The sequence below is a fragment of the Paenibacillus sp. FSL R7-0204 genome, assembly GCF_038002225.1.
Lineage (GTDB): Bacteria > Bacillota > Bacilli > Paenibacillales > Paenibacillaceae > Paenibacillus_AQ.
In genome coordinates this window covers 124,435-140,636 of sequence record NZ_JBBOCA010000001.1, presented here as the reverse complement: position 1 = coordinate 140,636, position 16,202 = coordinate 124,435, and the positions used below count along the sequence as shown (strand labels likewise).

Genomic DNA, 16,202 nt, shown 5'->3' with positions numbered 1-16,202 from the left:
TTTCTGGATTTCCTGACAATTTGAGGAGTCCGGCCAGGCTATGGTACAATAACTTGAGCGTTGCGAGAGGAGGTAGGGGATGAATCGGTTCATCCGGAATTCTGGTTTTTATTTGATTTTATTTTTAGTCGTGGTGGGCATAGTCCAGTTTGTAAGCAATGGAAATGAATCCGCCGATCTCCCTAGATATGATGAGTTGCGGCAGGAGATCTCGAACAATAATGTGAAGAGCATGACGGTTCAGTTTGAGGGGAATGCATTTCTGGTTACTGGCGAATATAAAGAGCTGCCACCCGAGGCTAAATCGAAGAATTTCTCCACTTATGTTCCTCCTACAGACGAGGCCCTTAACGAGCTTGTGGATGCCAGCGATAAGAACGGCATAGAACTTAGCCAGAAGAAAATGGAAGGTGACAGCATTTGGCTGACATTCCTCTCTTCCATGATCCCACTGGTTATCATGTTCATCCTGTTCTTCTTCCTGTTCAATAATGCACAGGGCGGCGGCGGCAAGGTGATGAATTTCGGCAAGAGCAAGGCCCGGTTATATAATGAAGAGAAGAAGAAGATCAGCTTCGAGGATGTCGCAGGGGCTGACGAGGAGAAGCAAGAGCTTGTCGAGGTTGTTGAATTCCTTAAGGACCCGCGCAAATTCGCAGCGGTGGGTGCCCGGATTCCGAAGGGGGTACTCCTTGTAGGTCCTCCGGGAACAGGTAAAACCTTGCTGGCCCGTGCAGTTGCAGGGGAAGCAGGCGTTCCGTTCTTCAGCATCTCCGGTTCCGACTTCGTGGAAATGTTCGTCGGTGTCGGCGCATCCCGCGTACGTGACTTGTTCGAGAACGCGAAGAAGAACGCACCTTGTATTATCTTTATCGATGAGATCGATGCTGTGGGACGTCAGCGCGGCGCAGGACTTGGCGGCGGACATGACGAACGTGAACAGACCCTTAACCAATTGCTCGTTGAAATGGACGGCTTTGGCGGCAACGAAGGCATTATCATCGTCGCAGCTACCAACCGCGCAGATATACTTGACCCGGCGCTGCTTCGTCCGGGCCGTTTCGACCGGCAGATTACGGTTGACCGTCCAGATGTGAAGGGCCGTGAAGCTGTATTGAAGGTTCACTCCCGCAACAAACCGCTGACCAAGGATGTAAGACTTGACGTTATCGCCAAGCGTACTACCGGCTTCACTGGTGCGGATCTGGAGAACCTGCTCAACGAAGCGGCATTGCTTGCTGCACGCCGTAACCGCAAGGACATTACGATGCGTGAAGTGGATGAAGCGATTGACCGTGTCATCGTCGGTACCGAGAAGCGCAGCCGCGTCATCAGTGACCGCGAGAAACGGATTGTCGCATATCACGAAGCAGGCCATACCATTGCCGGCTACTTCCTTGAGCATGCTGATGTGGTTCACAAGGTTACTATTATCCCGCGCGGCCGTGCCGGCGGATATGTCATTATGCTTCCTAAGGAAGACCGGATGATCGTTACCAAGCAGGAACTCTTGGATAAGGTTACCGGATTGCTTGGAGGACGTGTTGCTGAAGAATTATTCATTGGTGAAATCGGCACAGGCGCTTATAGTGACTTCCAGCAGGCTACGCGCATTGTGCGTGCGATGATTATGGAATATGGGATGAGTGATAAGCTCGGGCCCTTGCAGTTCGGAGCAACCCAAGGCCAAGTCTTCCTGGGCCGGGATATCGGACATGAACAGAATTACAGCGACTCCATTGCTTATGAGATTGATCAGGAAATGCAGAACCTCATCCGCAGCAGCTATGAGCGCTGTAGAGATCTGCTGACCAAGCACTCCAAAGAAATGCATCTGATTGCCAACACCCTGCTTGAGAAGGAAACGCTGGAACTTGATCAGATCGCAGAATTGATTGAGCAAGGCTACCTGAGTGAGGATGGCAAGCCAGAAGAAGGCGATGCTATTACCAATGAAGCGGGCGAGCCGATTATTGATTCCATCGGTGATGTACGTGTCCGGATTCAAGGTAAGAATGGCGAGGAATCCCCATTAGACCTGTCTAAGGATATTCCGAACAAGCCGGACCCTGAAGAGGGCAACGGACCGGATGACGGGAATAAGGGCGGCGGAAGCCTGGTCTAAGCTGTATCGCAGCAAATAGTGTAATCTAGCCCGGAGAACCACTGGTTCTCCGGGCTTTTCTTTTATATATAAGCATATAGAGGTTTCACCCGGTAACTTGTCCTCCGGTTTCGCTCTGAAACAGAGCACCCGCTTAGATTGACAGGGGGTGGAACGTTGTGTACATTAGTGAATAAATATTAAATTTATCATTTATAAGAAATGTACTGGCGGCAAGCCATGAAGACATAAGGGGGAGACTGACCGTGGAAGCTCTGGCGCTTGAGCGCAAGCAGGAACAGAATCGTGAACTTCGTGTGCGCCTCGAACAGCTTAAGAAGGAACGGAATGCTATTATTCTGGCTCATTATTATCAGCGTGATGAAATTCAGGAAGTTGCCGATTTCCGGGGAGACTCTTTTTTGCTGGCCCAGAAGGCAGCGGAGACAGAAGCAGATGTAATCGTATTCTGCGGCGTTCATTTCATGGGGGAAAGTGCCAAGATTCTGGCGCCGAACAAGACGGTCCTGATTCCTGACGAACGTTCAGGCTGCCCGATGGCTGACATGGTCAATGTGGATGGGCTGCGGAAACTGAAGGCGCAGCATCCGGGTGCGAAGGTAGTAACCTATATCAATTCCTCGGCAGAGATCAAGGCGGAGACAGATATTTGCTGCACCTCGGCGAATGCGGTGAAGGTGATCGAATCGCTTGATGCCGAAGAAATTATCTGGGTGCCCGATAAGAATCTGGGTCAATATGTGCAGGATCAGACTGGCAAGAAGCTGATTATCTGGGAGGGCTATTGCAATACTCATGACATGCTTACCGTCAAAGATGTGATGGAGATGAGAGCCAAATACCCGGAAGCTGAATTTGTTGTACATCCCGAATGCCGCCCGGAAGTCGTGGCAATGGGGGATTATGTAGGCAGCACTACCTCAATTCTGGAATATTGCCGGAAATCGGACCGCCGGCAGTTTATTGTAGGTACTGAGGATGGAACCGGGTATCAGCTGCGGCTGGACAGCCCGGATAAGGAGTTTCATTTTGCCACCAAATTCCTGGTGTGTCCTAATATGAAGGTTAACAATCTGAAGAAGCTGGTCAAATGCCTGGAGACAATGAAGCCGCAGATCTATGTACCGCCTGCAGTCGCCGACAAAGCCAGAACATCCCTAGAGCGCATGCTACAAGTCCGGTAGCATGCGCTACTCTTTCGTTGAAACAGGTGAAAAGCGGTCATGATTCCACAATATTTGGTTGATTTTGATCTTCAGGGACTTCCTGTAGTTAAGACAGACTGCCTGGTTATTGGTTCCGGTATTGCCGGGTTATTCACAGCGATTAAGGCCAGCGAAGACCGGAAGGTTATTATGATTACGAAGAAGACTGTAATGGAGAGCAACACACGGTATGCCCAGGGCGGAATTGCGGCCGTCATTTCGGAGGATGATTCGCCGGCGTATCACCGTCAGGATACCCTGATGGCCGGCGCTGGACTGAACTCCTCTGCGGCTGTGGATGTGCTGGTCAATGAAGGACCCGAAGGTGTCCGCGAGCTGATCCGGCTTGGCACTATTTTCGATAAAGAGAATGGTGTATTGGCCTTAACCCAGGAGGGGGCACATAGCCACCGCCGTATTTTACATGCAAATGGGGATGCTACAGGATATGAGATTGTCCGCGCACTCGCTGAACAGGCTGCCCGGCATGAGAATATTGAGACCTGGGATGACCATTATGTCATTGACCTGATTACGGAGGGCGGAGAGTGTCTGGGAGCACTTGTACAGCGGCCTGATGGAGGACGGTTATTCCTGCAGGCAGATGCAACAATCCTATGCTCCGGCGGAGCAGGACAGCTATACCGTTACACGACCAATCCTGAGGTGGCTACCGGAGATGGAGTAGCAATTGCCTACCGTGCCGGTGCCCATATCCGGGATATGGAGTTCATTCAGTTTCATCCGACAGCACTCAGCTATCCTGGCGCTCCGCGCTTCCTGATCTCGGAGGCAGTGCGGGGCGAAGGGGCGGTACTGCGCAATATCAACGGTGAGCGGTTCATGGAACGTTATCATGAGCTGCAGGAGCTGGCCCCGCGGGATATTGTTGCCCGTGCCATTGTAAGCGAGATGGAATTGACCAAATCAACCTTTGTCTATCTGGATATTACGCATGAACCGGCGGATATGGTTAAACACCGCTTCCCGACCATTTATGCGACCTGCATGAGCTACGGGCTGGATATTACAAGTGACTGGATTCCGGTGGCTCCTGCTGCGCATTATATGATGGGGGGCGTGAAGACCGACCTGAGCGGAGAGAGCACGGTTACCCGCCTGTTTGCCTGTGGTGAGGTATCATCTACTGGTGTGCAGGGAGCCAATCGGCTGGCCAGCAACTCCTTGTCGGAAGCCGTTGTGTTCGGCCGCCGGATCATTGAACGCATCCGCCAGCTTCCGCCGCTTGACCGGGATAACCTACCCTCAGCCTATCATCAGGCAAGGGTGGAAGCTCCGACACAGGCGATTGTAGAACGGCGGCTCAAGCTGCAAAAGGCTATGGTGCGGTATGCCGGACTGCGGCGAAACCGGGAAATGCTGAATAAAGGCTTGGATGAGATAAAGCGCCAGCTGCCGATTTTTAAGACCAAACTGACAACACGGGAAGAATACGAGTTCGCCAATATGCTTACATGCTGTCTGCTGATCACCGAATCTGCCCTGGCACGGGAGGAGAGCCGCGGTGCGCATTATCGTGAGGATTATCCGCTGCGCAGTGACGTACAGTGGCAGAAGCATCTGCTCCAGATTCGCGAACTTGGAATAGTGGAGGAATTAAGTGATGATGTTTAACGGATATAATGAAGACCTGCTTAAGGCTATTAAGGGCTGGCTGCAGGAAGATGTCGGCTCTGGGGATATTACTACCCGTACAACCATACCCGCAGGGCATGAATCTAAGGGAATTATCCATGCTAAGGAGGACGGGATTATTTGTGGAATCCCCGTGGCCGAGCTGGTGTTCGAGGTCGTTGATCCTGGGCTCGTATTCACTGCGCTGGTCCAGGAAGGACAAGCTGTCTCCAAGGGCACTGTGATTGCCGAGGTAGAAGGCAGTACCCATGCCATTTTGACTGGTGAACGGCTCGCTCTCAACTTGATGCAGCGGTTATCCGGTGTGGCCTCGCGCACGGCTTCTTTTGTAGAGAAGCTTCAAGGGCTGCCGACCCGCCTGGTGGATACCCGCAAGACCACGCCGGGCCACCGGATGCTGGAGAAATATGCAGTCCGCATAGGCGGCGGAGCCAACCACCGCTATGGTCTCTATGATGCGGTAATGATAAAGGATAATCATATCAAGGGGGCCGGCGGCATCCGTCAGGCAGTAGGACGTGCCCGTGCTAACATCCCGCACACCATGACCATTGAAGTAGAGACGGAGAGTCTGGAGCAGGTAGAGGAAGCGCTGGCGGCCGGAGCGGATATTATTATGCTCGATAACATGTCTCCTGAGCTGATGGCTGAAGCCGTGAGAAGAATCCGGACCAAGGCGAAGCATGTCACCATTGAGGCATCGGGCAACGTATCTCTGGAGACGGTCCGGGGCATTGCTGAATCGGGTGTGGATGTCATTTCGGTAGGTCGGCTGACGTATTCCTTCGCGAGTCTCGATATCAGTCTGGATCTGAACGCCAAGAAGGAGGGAACCCTCTGATGATACTTGTCGTCGATATCGGCAATACGAACATCGTGCTGGGCGTCTACCGGGGCAGTGAGCTGCTGCACCATTTCCGGCTGAGCACTGCCCGCGGGTCCACTGTCGATGAATATGGTGTGATGATTCATAATCTGTTCAGCATGTCCAATCTGTCGTTCAGGGATGTCGAGGGGGTCATCATCTCCTCGGTGGTTCCGCCGCTCGTGCAGGTCATCGTGGAGATGTGTGTGAAATTCATCGGCAAGGACCCGCTCCTTGTGGGACCCGGTATCAAAACCGGGCTTAATCTGCGTTATGAGAACCCGCGCGAAGTGGGGGCGGACCGGATTGTGAACGCGGTTGCGGCGATTGAGCAATATAAATGTCCGCTTGTCGTTGTTGATTTCGGTACGGCAACCACTTTCGACTGCATTGATGCCGGGGCCAACTATCTGGGCGGTGCTATCGTGCCGGGTCTGGGCATTTCCACGGAGGCCCTCTATCTCCGGGCATCCAAGCTGCCCCGGATCGAGCTGGAGAAGCCCAAGAAGGTAATTGGGCGCAATACCGTACATGCGATGCAGGCAGGGATAATTTTTGGCTATGCCGGTCAGGTTGAGGGTATCGTCAGACGCATTAAGCAGGAGATGAACGCTCCTGTTCTCAAGGTTATTGCTACCGGGGGGCTGGCCTCACTGATTGCCAGTGAGACAGAATGTATCGACGAGGTTAATCCGATGCTGACGCTTGAAGGATTACGCATTATTTACAACCGTAACAAATAATCTTAAAGATGAACCTATACAGAACAGATAGATAGGAGGAGTATGCACCCAATGGATAATAAGAAGGACCGGCTGGTCCGGGGGACGGCGATGAACGGAAGAGTCAGAGCGTTCGCTGTCCGTACCACAGAGCTTGTCGATGAATTGCGGCGCAGACATGATACGTATCCGACGGCTACGGCAGCGCTTGGACGTACGGTTACGGCCGCAGCTATAATGGGGGCCATGCTCAAGGGGCAGGAGAAACTCGCAATTATGGTCAAAGGAAACGGTCCACTCGGGCAGATTACGGCTGAATCCAATGCCCTGGGAGAAGTGCGCGGCTATGTACACAATCCGCATGTTCATCTGCCAAGCAACAGCATGGGCAAGCTGGATGTCGCAGGGGCGGTAGGAACGGAAGGCTTCATTGATGTCAGCAAGGATCTGGGGATGAAGGAGCCATACCGCGGCAGTGTGCCTATCGTTTCAGGAGAGCTGGGTGAGGATTTCACCTATTATTTTGCCCTCTCGGAGCAAACGCCTGCTGCTGTAGGACTTGGAGTGTTGGTGGAGACCGATAATTCAGTCAGAGTTGCCGGAGGTTTTATTATTCAGCTGCTGCCCGGCCTGACCGATGAGCAAATTACCGAGGTTGAGCAAGCGGTTGGCGCCATGCCTTCGGTTACGTCCGTGCTGGATCAGGGGCTTGAGCCTGAGGAAATGCTGCGGCTGCTGCTGCCGGATGCTGTGATCCTGGATGAGCTGGAGATCCGCTTTGTATGTCAATGTTCACGGGAACGTATTGAGCAGACTCTGGTCAGTCTGGGTGAGCACGAGCTGGAACGGATGATTGAAGAAGATGATACGGCAGAAGTCATCTGCCATTATTGCAATGAGAGCTATGTATTTAACAAGGATGAACTGCAGGTAATCCTCGATCAAGCGAAGTCTTAGGGCTATGAGATGGTGACAAGACAGGAGCGCGCGCTGCGCAATACCGTTATATTACTTGCCGTGGCAACCGTGGTGCTGGGAGGGCTATTATTCTGGAGCCTGCGTGCCATGGCATTGCTGAAGGCAGAGATGGCTGAAGGAGAAGCCTCGGATGTCGCTGCTGCCGGAGGTCAGCCGGTCACGGAACAGGAATGGATAGAGGAGCTTCAGAAGAAGCATGGGGAAGAAGTGCTGCTGAGCATGCTGAATCACATCGTGGTGGGCAAGGAAGCCGCAGCGTTGGGAATTACGGTCACTGATGAAGAGATTGAGCAGGAGCTGCTGCGAGGTATCTCCGGTTATAGCTCAGAAGAGCAGTATTATCAGCAGATGGAGTCCGAGCTTGGACTATCCCGCCAGGAGCTGCGTGAGGAGACGGCATACCGGTTGACGCTCCAGGAAATAGCTACGGCCGGGATTACGGTCAGTGAAGCGGAAATTGATGATTATCTGAAGCAAAATAGCGAGAGATTCATGCCCCGCAAGCAAATGCAGCTCTCTATCATTCAGACCTCCACCTATAACGAGGCCAGTACAGTGATGGACCGCCTGGAGCGAGGCGAGGATTTTGCAGAGTTGGCCCGGGAGGTCTCGATTGATGAGGAGAGCCGCCAGCACGGCGGCAGTATCGGAACGGTCGAGGAGAAGGACCCGTTCTGGCCTGAGGAGCTGCTGGAGACAGCAGCCGGGCTTGAGAATGGGAATATCGCAGGACCGCTGCAGGTTGACGGGGGGTATGCTGTGATCCGTCTGGAGAAGCTGATTGATCCTGTGAAGCCGGAGCAGGGGGAGCTGCGCCGGATGATTGGCCAGCAGCTGAGACTGGAGCAGGCAGCGCCCTTGCAGCAGGTAGAGCGTGAATTACGGGCCAAATATGATACAGCAATATATATTGACAACAGCCTGCAAGATTGATAATATGAAATTAAATATAAAACCTACTGATTTAGTCGGAAATATTAAGCGGTACAATTACAACTGTTAGTTACCCAGGCATTTTGAACCGGGAGCTACGGTAATATATGCTGATAGCATCTGTCATAAGTTCCGCACCCTAATTCATTTATCATTCCAAGGAGGTTTTTACTCATGGCTAAAGTCGTCAACAGTGTAACAGATTTGATCGGTGGCACACCGCTCGTCCGCCTGAACCGGATTGTTCCGGAAGGTTCGGCAGAGATCTTCCTGAAGCTGGAATACCAGAATCCAGGCTCCAGTGTGAAAGACCGTATTGCCATCAGCATTGTAGAAGAGGCTGAGAAAGAGGGCCTGCTGAAGCCGGGTGGCACGATTGTAGAAGCGACCAGCGGTAATACAGGAATCGGCTTGGCACTTGTGGCAGCTGCCAAAGGCTACAAGGCCATTATTGTTATGCCGGAAACAATGAGCCTTGAACGCCGTAACCTGCTGCGCGCCTACGGTGCTGAGCTGGTATTGACTCCGGGTTCGGAAGGAATGAACGGTGCGGTTAAGAAGGCTGAGCAGATTCTGAGCGAGAATCCGGATTATTTCCTTGCGGAGCAGTTCAAGAACAAGGCTAACGTGAAGATCCACCGCGAGACTACAGGACCGGAGATCGTTGAAGCGATCGAATCTGTAGGCGGCCCGCTGGATGCATTCATTGCCGGTGTCGGCACAGGCGGAACGATCAGCGGTGCGGGTGAAGTGCTGAAGAGTCAATATCCGGGCGTGAAGATCTATGCGGTAGAACCTGCAGCTTCACCGATTCTGGCTGGAGGCAAACCGGGCCCGCACAAGATTCAGGGTATCGGCGCTAACTTCGTGCCAGAAATTCTGAACCAGGATATCTATGATGAGATTATTCATGTTGAGAATGATGAAGCGTTCGAAACTGCCCGCCGCGTAGCCAAGGAAGAAGGCGTGCTGTCCGGTATTTCCTCCGGTGCGGCTGTATTTGCTGCACTGAAGGTAGCGAAGGAACTTGGCGCAGGCAAGAAGATTGTTGTCATCATCCCAAGCAACGGCGAACGTTACCTGAGCACTCCGCTTTATAACTTTGAAGTATAATTGCTGAGAATTCAGCTCTTTAGAAGAGCCTGCCCTATCCGCTTTTACAGGGATACCGCAGGCTCTTTTTGTGAAATATAAGAATTTATATGTTGCACACGATTAATTGTCCTTCTATTTCTCGCTGAAACGGTACCGTCCTTTTAAAGGACGGTAAAGCCGTTTCCACTTGAAAATATAAGAATGTATATGTTTCATGCGGCGTTTGGGCTTTTCAAAGTATCCCTATGTACAGTATACTGACAGGCAATAAACTATCGATGAGACGGGAGAATGGTTGTGGAGATCTTAACGGCTTGGCAGGACTGGGAGCAGTGGGCAGAGGCAGATGAAGCCTGGAGCATCTTGCCCCTGATCCTGAGGAAACGGCAGGACAATCAGGGCTTACCCCGCAGCTGGAAGCAGGCCTGGGAACAGGCTTCCCCCTATTCGGTTGTCCTGGAGAGCGGCAAGGGCGGGCGCTACACCTATCTGGGCCTGAGCCCTGTCTCGATCATCGAAGGCCGGGGAGCTGTTGCACAGAGCTATACTCCCGGAGCCAAGGCTTCGGGGCATATAGAGTCTGCCGTAACGGAAGGCCAGCCGCTGCAAGTGCTGCAGGCATGGATGAGGGAATATACGTCTCCCCGCCTGCCGCTTGACGATCTGCCGCCGTTCACCGGCGGCTGTATCGGATTTCTTGGCTATGATGTGGCCCGTTCCCTGGAGAAGCTGCCGTCGCTTGCCAGGAACAACCCTGAGTTTCCGGATTATCTGTTCATGAGACTGGAAGAAGTGTGGATCTACGATGAGCAGGAGCAGCAGCTCTACTGTGCAGTTCATATCTCTCTGCCGGATACTGAACCCGGTAACCTGGACGGGCTAAGGAGTCTGTATGATGCTGCTGTGCACCGTGCGGAGCGCATGCTGGAGCAGTGGAGCCTTCTCTACGCACCGGCAGAGCCGGAAGAAGCCGCCGCTGCAAGGTTCGCCGGGCTTACCCGCAGGGTGGAGAGCGAGGCCGAGATCACCGGCGAATGGCCCGGCATGAGCTCGGATTTCTCTGCGGCATACTTTCAGCAGGCTGTGCTGAAGGTCCAGGAATACATCCGTGCCGGAGATGTCTTCCAAGTGAACCTCTCGCTGCGCCAGCAGGCGCAGCTCAAATCCACACCCGAGAACGTCTACGAATGGCTCCGTAGACTCAACCCGTCCCCGTACATGGGGCTGCTCCGCACGCCCGGCTTCGCGCTCTCCAGCGCATCGCCGGAGCTGCTCGTCAAGCTGCACGGGGACAAGGTCAGCGCCCGCCCCATTGCCGGCACCCGGCGGCGGGGCCATACTCCCGCGGAGGACGCCGCCATGGAGGCGGAGCTGCGCGGGAGCGAGAAGGAGATCGCCGAGCATATTATGCTTGTCGATCTGGAGCGCAGCGACATCGGCCGTGTCGCCGCCTACGGAACGGTCAGCGTGCCGGAGCTGCTGACCGTAGAGCGATACTCGCATGTCATGCATCTCGTCTCGCAGGTTGAGGGGATCATCGCACCCGGCAGGGATGCGTATGATGTCATTGCCGCCTTGTTCCCCGGCGGCACCATCACGGGCGCGCCTAAGGTGCGCACCATGGAGATCATCGAAGAGCTGGAGCCGGTCCGCCGGGGACCATATACTGGATCTATGGGCTGGATTGACTATAACGGCAATATGGAATTAAATATAATCATACGTACGCTCGCAGTGAAGGACGGAATCGGCTACATTCAGACAGGTGCGGGAATTGTGATCGATTCAGACCCTTACCGTGAGTACCGGGAATGCCACAACAAAGCCAAAGCGGTAGTAAAAGCCATTCTCTGCAGTGAACGCGAGCAGGAAGAGCGGGCTGCCCTCGGCGCCGAAGGAGGAAGCACAATATGATCTTGGTCATCGATAATTATGATTCCTTTACCTATAACCTGGTGCAGTATCTGGGTGAGCTGGGGGAAGAAGTTAAGGTAGCGCGCAACGATGAGATCAGCATTGAGGAGATAGAAGCATTAGCCCCCGATCATATTCTAATCTCCCCGGGTCCCTGTACACCGAATGAGGCAGGCATCAGCCTTGCGCTGCTGCAGCATTTCAAGGGCATCATCCCCATATTCGGCGTATGTCTTGGACACCAGGCGATCGGACAGGCTTTTGGTGGTAATGTCATCCGTGCAGAACGCCTTATGCATGGCAAAACCTCGCCCATCCACCATAACGGCACCTCCGTATTTGAAGGGCTGGAATCTCCTTTCACAGCGACACGCTATCACTCACTGATCGTGGAGCGTGAGAGTCTGCCGGATTGTCTGGAGATTACCGCCGAGACCGCTGAGGGCGAGATCATGGCCTTGCGGCATAAGGAATACCCGATTGAAGGGGTACAGTTCCATCCCGAGTCGATCATTACGAATCACGGGCATACCATGCTGCGTAATTTCCTGAAACGGAGAGCCGGAGAACCGGCATGAAATATATAGGACTTAACAACAAAGCAGTCGACGCCAAAGACGCCGTGGTCTCCGCACTGGATCACGGCTTTTTGTACGGCATGGGCCTGTTCGAGACCTTCCGTACGTATGGGGGACAGCCCTTCCTGCTGGAACGTCATCTGAGCAGAATGGCAGAGGGCTGCCGCCAGCTGGGCATTCCCTTTGAGCCGGACGTACAGGAGCTGCGGGAATGGATTCGGCTTGTAATGGACAAGAATGAGCTTAGTGAGGCGTATATCCGCTACACCGTTACAGCCGGTGAGGATATTCTGGGTCTGCCATCCGCAGCCTATAAGCAGCCTAATCATCTGCTCTATATCAAAGCCCTGCCGGTCACACCAACCGGCTTATACACGGAAGGCAAAGAACTTCAGCTGCTGAACCACCGGCGTAATACCCCGGAGGGTGCGGTAAGACTCAAATCGCTGCACTATATGAACAACATTCTGGCAAAACGTGAATTGGCCGGATATCCGTCCGCAGAGCGAGGGGCCGAGGGACTTATGCTGACCGCGCAGGGAGAGCTCGCCGAAGGCATTGTGAGCAACATTTTTTTCATCTCCAATAAGCAGCTCTATACCCCCGATATCGCCACTGGCATTCTTCCGGGAATTACCCGGGAAATGGTGCTTGAGCTGGCAGCAGCCAGCCTTCAGCCTGAACAGGGATTTTACCGCTGGGAACAGCTTGAGGCTGCGGATGAAATCTTCCTCACCAATTCCGTGCAGGAGATCGTTCCGGTAAGCACATTATGGCATGGAGACCGGCGGGTAACCGTAGGCAGAGGGCTCTGTGGGGAGCAGACGGCTGCACTTATGAGGCTGTACAGAGAAAGGACGGATATGCTGATATGAAGCCGATCATCTATGAACGGACTTACCGCTGCGGGAGCAGCGAGCTGAAATTGGGCAAGCGTACGCTGATTATGGGGATACTCAATGTGACGCCGGACTCCTTTTCGGATGGGGGTTTGTGGACAGAGCTTGATAGAGCGGTAGAGCATGCGCTGCAAATGGCGGCAGAGGGTGCCGATATTATCGATATAGGTGGAGAATCCACGCGTCCGGGTCACCAGCCGGTGAGTGCTGAAGAGGAATTGGCCCGTGTACTTCCTGTCATTGAGCGTATCCATCATGCCGCCCCGCATCTCCCACTATCTATTGATACCTACAAGGCGGACGTCGCCCGCCAGGCAATTCAGGCCGGTGCGCATATCATCAATGATGTATGGGGAGCCAAGGCCGATCCGCAGATGGCGGCGGTTGCTGCGCAGGCAGACTGTCCAATCATTCTAATGCATAACCGCCATGACCGTGATTATAAGAACTTGATCAGCGATATGACGGATGACCTGAGCGAGAGTATTGAACTAGCGCTGGCAGCCGGAGTGAAGCCGGAGAATATTATTTTGGACCCGGGAATCGGCTTCGCCAAGGACTATACAGAGAATCTTCAGGTCATGACGGGACTAGACGCACTGACGAAGCTGGGATATCCGGTGCTGCTGGCCACTTCGCGCAAAAAATTCATCCGCACCGCCCTCGGTCTGCCCGCAGATGATATCCTGGAGGGGACTGCGGCTACTGTCGCCTTCGGGATTGCCCAGGGCTGTCAGCTTGTGCGGGTTCACGATATTGCGGCGATGAAACGTACCGTAGAGATGTGTGACGCCATGTTATATGCAGGGTCACCTGAGCTCAGCGTATAGATAATATTCTTCAAGAGAAGGCAGGTACCCTTAATGGATAAAATGAAGCTGCACCGCATGGAGTACTACGGATATCACGGAGTGTTTGAAGAGGAACGGAAGCTCGGCCAGCGTTATTATATCGACCTTGAGCTGGAGCTTGATTTGCAGGGAGCAGGGCTCAGCGATGATCTGGAGCAGACCGTGAATTATGCTGAAGTTCATGTTGTAGTCAAAAAAATTGTCGAAACCCAGTCCTTCAAGCTGATTGAAGCTTTGGCGGAACATATTGCATCCGGGTTACTGGACACTTATACTGTTATCAATGCAGTAACGGTTCAGGTGACCAAGCCGCACCCTCCTTTTGATATTCATTTCCAGGGAGTCACTGTAGAATTGCGCCGGACGAGAAAGTGAGACAGACTGATGAACATACCTTCCACCTCTGAGGCATCAGAGGCTTATATTGCTTTAGGGGCTAACCTGGGTGACCGTCAAGGCACCTTGAGAGAAGCCCTGCACCGGCTGGAGCATCACGACAAGATTGAAGTTGTACGCACCTCCCGGGTCTATGAGACGGAGCCTGTCGGTTATCTGGATCAGCCTCAGTTTCTTAACATGGCAGCTGTTCTGCGCACTACACTGGCGCCGGAGGATCTGCTTCATGTGATGCTGGACACGGAGAACCAGTTAGGCCGGGTCCGGGATGTGCGGTATGGACCGAGAACGGTAGATTTAGATTTGTTGTGGGTAGAGGGGCTGACTCTGGACACGCCGGATCTGACGCTGCCTCATCCGAGGATGCTGGAGCGGGCGTTTGTCCTTTTGCCGCTAAGCGATATTCTTTCGCAGAACGAAGAGACTTCCGGATTCCACAGATTAATTACAACAGCGCTGCAAGACATAGACGGAAAGGCAGGAATTCGCCTGTGGACAACAAACGTATGGGAATGCGGGTCAGAGCGTTCCGGAAGCTGAAGGGCTACACGCAGCAGGAACTGGCGGATTCTGTCGGAATATCACTTGCTGTGCTTGGCGCAGTGGAGCGGGGCAACAGACGTTTGGAAGATCAAATTTTAAATAAAATTGCGGATTTTCTGGAAGTGACAGTAGAGGAATTGGCCCATCCGGCACCATAAGACCGGGCTGAACGTTATAAATTGAAGTAGGGAAGTGATTGGGCCATGCTGAAGATTGGTGATATTGAATTGAAGAATCAGGTCGTGCTGGCGCCTATGGCTGGCGTATGTAACCCGGCATTTCGTCTGATTGCCAAGGAATTCGGGACTGGCCTGGTCTGTGCGGAGATGGTCAGCGGCAAGGCGATCGTACATGGCAACCAGCGTACGCGTGAGATGCTGTTTGTCGATGAGCGCGAGAAGCCGCTGAGTCTGCAGATTTTTGGCGGGGACCGGGAATCACTGGTGGATGCGGCGAGAATTGTCGACAAAGAAACCAATGCCGATATCATTGACATTAATATGGGCTGCCCGGTGCCGAAGGTGACCAAATGCGATGCCGGAGCACGCTGGCTGCTGAATCCGGACAAAATCTATGAGATGGTATCCGCAGTAGTCGAGGCCGTGGACAAACCGGTCACCGTGAAGATGCGGATTGGCTGGGACAGCGAGCATATCTTCGTAGAAGAGAATGCGCGTGCGGTGGAACGGGCTGGCGGAGCAGCAGTCAGTGTACACGGGCGTACCCGCGAGCAGCTCTATACCGGACGTGCCGACTGGAATTATATCCGTATGGCCAAAGAGGCAGTATCGATTCCGGTGATCGGCAATGGCGATGTGAATACGCCGGAGGATGCGCGGGCGATGCTGGATCAGACCGGCTGTGACGGTGTAATGATCGGGCGTGGCGCACTGGGCAATCCGTGGATGCTGTACCGGACGATTCAATATTTGGATAGCGGTGTGCTGATGCCGGAGCCTGGCGCAGAAGAGAAGATTAAGGTGGCCATTCTTCATATGGACCGCCTGATTGCTCTTAAGGGTGAAGCGGTGGCTGTCCGCGAGATGCGCAAGCACCTGGCCTGGTATTTGAAGGGCTTTAAGGCGGCGGCCCGCGTGAAGGACGTTATTATGGAAGAAACGAAACGTGACGAGATGGTGCGGATTTTGAATGATTTTGTCGGTCAGCTTAAACAGGATGAGGAGCAGAGTAACGCGGATAGTGCGCTTTTCGCCGTATGAGCCTCATATAATCCTGGGACTAAGCCCCGTTCCTGTGTGCTTTATTGAGTATTGCTAAACATTATATGGGGTGTCATTGACATTTTGTAGCGGTTCCAATATAATTTCACAGTATAAAATCGCCGTTACAGCAGGAGCAATGGTGAAGGAGGGTTCTGATCCCTCCGGATTCGCATATAGTATGGTGTTTTCAATAAATGTATACGACAGGAGAATCGGTTG

The 16,202-nt window shown here is 53.2% G+C and carries 16 protein-coding genes; all 16 read left to right on the top strand.

Translation table 11 applies throughout. The features are described 5' to 3' along the window. Positions 1 to 79 precede the first annotated feature (79 nt). The 16 genes from ftsH to dusB all read left to right on the top strand — a co-directional run bounded on the left by ftsH (position 80) and on the right by dusB (position 15,980). On the top strand, positions 80 to 2,125 hold the full coding sequence (ftsH, locus tag MKX42_RS00700) for an ATP-dependent zinc metalloprotease FtsH (protein ID WP_340750454.1): 2,046 nt from the start codon (positions 80 to 82) through the stop codon (positions 2,123 to 2,125). 245 nt (positions 2,126 to 2,370) lie between these two features. Further along, a complete protein-coding gene (nadA, locus tag MKX42_RS00695) occupies positions 2,371 to 3,309 on the top strand; it encodes a quinolinate synthase NadA (RefSeq protein ID WP_340750451.1) in 939 nt (312 codons plus the stop codon). A 39-nt stretch (positions 3,310 to 3,348) separates the two neighbouring features. Next, positions 3,349 to 4,965, top strand: a complete 1,617-nt coding sequence (gene nadB / locus MKX42_RS00690; RefSeq protein WP_340750449.1) for an L-aspartate oxidase — start codon at positions 3,349 to 3,351, stop codon at positions 4,963 to 4,965. Then, complete coding sequence (nadC, locus tag MKX42_RS00685; RefSeq protein WP_340750447.1) at positions 4,955 to 5,827, top strand: carboxylating nicotinate-nucleotide diphosphorylase; 873 nt, start codon at positions 4,955 to 4,957, stop codon at positions 5,825 to 5,827. Before nadB ends, nadC begins: the two co-directional genes overlap by 11 nt. Beyond that, the gene (locus MKX42_RS00680; RefSeq protein WP_036723925.1) at positions 5,827 to 6,594 is read left to right on the top strand and encodes a type III pantothenate kinase; all 768 of its coding nucleotides are present in this window, start codon (positions 5,827 to 5,829) and stop codon (positions 6,592 to 6,594) included. The genes nadC and MKX42_RS00680 overlap by 1 nt, the downstream gene beginning before the upstream one ends. Positions 6,595 to 6,645: 51 nt before the next feature. Beyond that, positions 6,646 to 7,530 (top strand): Hsp33 family molecular chaperone HslO, encoded by an 885-nt coding sequence (gene hslO / locus MKX42_RS00675; protein WP_340750445.1) that lies wholly within the window; start codon positions 6,646 to 6,648, stop codon positions 7,528 to 7,530. A gap of 9 nt (positions 7,531 to 7,539) precedes the next feature. After that, a complete protein-coding gene (locus MKX42_RS00670; protein WP_340750443.1) occupies positions 7,540 to 8,484 on the top strand; it encodes a peptidylprolyl isomerase in 945 nt (314 codons plus the stop codon). A 174-nt stretch (positions 8,485 to 8,658) separates the two neighbouring features. Beyond that, positions 8,659 to 9,597: a cysteine synthase A gene (gene cysK / locus MKX42_RS00665; protein WP_209879227.1), complete on the top strand. Its 939-nt coding sequence runs from the start codon at positions 8,659 to 8,661 to the stop codon at positions 9,595 to 9,597. Positions 9,598 to 9,870: 273 nt separating this feature from the next. Next, positions 9,871 to 11,493: an anthranilate synthase component I family protein gene (locus tag MKX42_RS00660; protein WP_340750440.1), complete on the top strand. Its 1,623-nt coding sequence runs from the start codon at positions 9,871 to 9,873 to the stop codon at positions 11,491 to 11,493. Next, complete coding sequence (gene pabA, locus MKX42_RS00655; protein WP_076082822.1) at positions 11,490 to 12,071, top strand: aminodeoxychorismate/anthranilate synthase component II; 582 nt, start codon at positions 11,490 to 11,492, stop codon at positions 12,069 to 12,071. The genes MKX42_RS00660 and pabA overlap by 4 nt, the downstream gene beginning before the upstream one ends. Then, positions 12,068 to 12,946 carry an aminotransferase class IV gene (locus MKX42_RS00650; protein WP_340750438.1) on the top strand — a complete coding sequence of 293 codons (879 nt, stop codon included), beginning with the start codon at positions 12,068 to 12,070 and terminating at the stop codon, positions 12,944 to 12,946. The genes pabA and MKX42_RS00650 overlap by 4 nt, the downstream gene beginning before the upstream one ends. Beyond that, positions 12,943 to 13,800, top strand: coding sequence for a dihydropteroate synthase (gene folP / locus MKX42_RS00645; protein ID WP_340750437.1), 858 nt, complete (start codon positions 12,943 to 12,945; stop codon positions 13,798 to 13,800). The genes MKX42_RS00650 and folP overlap by 4 nt, the downstream gene beginning before the upstream one ends. Positions 13,801 to 13,833: 33 nt before the next feature. Next, the gene (gene folB / locus MKX42_RS00640) at positions 13,834 to 14,196 is read left to right on the top strand and encodes a dihydroneopterin aldolase (protein WP_036696480.1); all 363 of its coding nucleotides are present in this window, start codon (positions 13,834 to 13,836) and stop codon (positions 14,194 to 14,196) included. Positions 14,197 to 14,205: 9 nt separating this feature from the next. Further along, positions 14,206 to 14,757: a 2-amino-4-hydroxy-6-hydroxymethyldihydropteridine diphosphokinase gene (gene folK / locus MKX42_RS00635; RefSeq protein WP_340750434.1), complete on the top strand. Its 552-nt coding sequence runs from the start codon at positions 14,206 to 14,208 to the stop codon at positions 14,755 to 14,757. Next, positions 14,709 to 14,918: a helix-turn-helix domain-containing protein gene (locus MKX42_RS00630; RefSeq protein WP_036696484.1), complete on the top strand. Its 210-nt coding sequence runs from the start codon at positions 14,709 to 14,711 to the stop codon at positions 14,916 to 14,918. Before folK ends, MKX42_RS00630 begins: the two co-directional genes overlap by 49 nt. 45 nt (positions 14,919 to 14,963) lie before the next feature. After that, the gene (gene dusB / locus MKX42_RS00625) at positions 14,964 to 15,980 is read left to right on the top strand and encodes a tRNA dihydrouridine synthase DusB (RefSeq protein WP_340750432.1); all 1,017 of its coding nucleotides are present in this window, start codon (positions 14,964 to 14,966) and stop codon (positions 15,978 to 15,980) included. The last annotated feature ends 222 nt before the right edge of the window (positions 15,981 to 16,202 follow it).

Coding starts and splice junctions, on each gene's coding strand:
- MKX42_RS00680 (WP_036723925.1), top strand. CDS start 5,827: ATGATACTTGTCGTCGATATCGGCAATACGAACATCGTGCTGGGCGTC.
- ftsH (WP_340750454.1), top strand. CDS start 80: ATGAATCGGTTCATCCGGAATTCTGGTTTTTATTTGATTTTATTTTTA.
- cysK (WP_209879227.1), top strand. CDS start 8,659: ATGGCTAAAGTCGTCAACAGTGTAACAGATTTGATCGGTGGCACACCG.
- MKX42_RS00650 (WP_340750438.1), top strand. CDS start 12,068: ATGAAATATATAGGACTTAACAACAAAGCAGTCGACGCCAAAGACGCC.
- nadB (WP_340750449.1), top strand. CDS start 3,349: ATGATTCCACAATATTTGGTTGATTTTGATCTTCAGGGACTTCCTGTA.
- nadC (WP_340750447.1), top strand. CDS start 4,955: ATGATGTTTAACGGATATAATGAAGACCTGCTTAAGGCTATTAAGGGC.
- folP (WP_340750437.1), top strand. CDS start 12,943: ATGAAGCCGATCATCTATGAACGGACTTACCGCTGCGGGAGCAGCGAG.
- folK (WP_340750434.1), top strand. CDS start 14,206: ATGAACATACCTTCCACCTCTGAGGCATCAGAGGCTTATATTGCTTTA.
- dusB (WP_340750432.1), top strand. CDS start 14,964: ATGCTGAAGATTGGTGATATTGAATTGAAGAATCAGGTCGTGCTGGCG.
- hslO (WP_340750445.1), top strand. CDS start 6,646: ATGGATAATAAGAAGGACCGGCTGGTCCGGGGGACGGCGATGAACGGA.
- folB (WP_036696480.1), top strand. CDS start 13,834: ATGGATAAAATGAAGCTGCACCGCATGGAGTACTACGGATATCACGGA.
- MKX42_RS00660 (WP_340750440.1), top strand. CDS start 9,871: ATGGTTGTGGAGATCTTAACGGCTTGGCAGGACTGGGAGCAGTGGGCA.
- MKX42_RS00670 (WP_340750443.1), top strand. CDS start 7,540: ATGGTGACAAGACAGGAGCGCGCGCTGCGCAATACCGTTATATTACTT.
- pabA (WP_076082822.1), top strand. CDS start 11,490: ATGATCTTGGTCATCGATAATTATGATTCCTTTACCTATAACCTGGTG.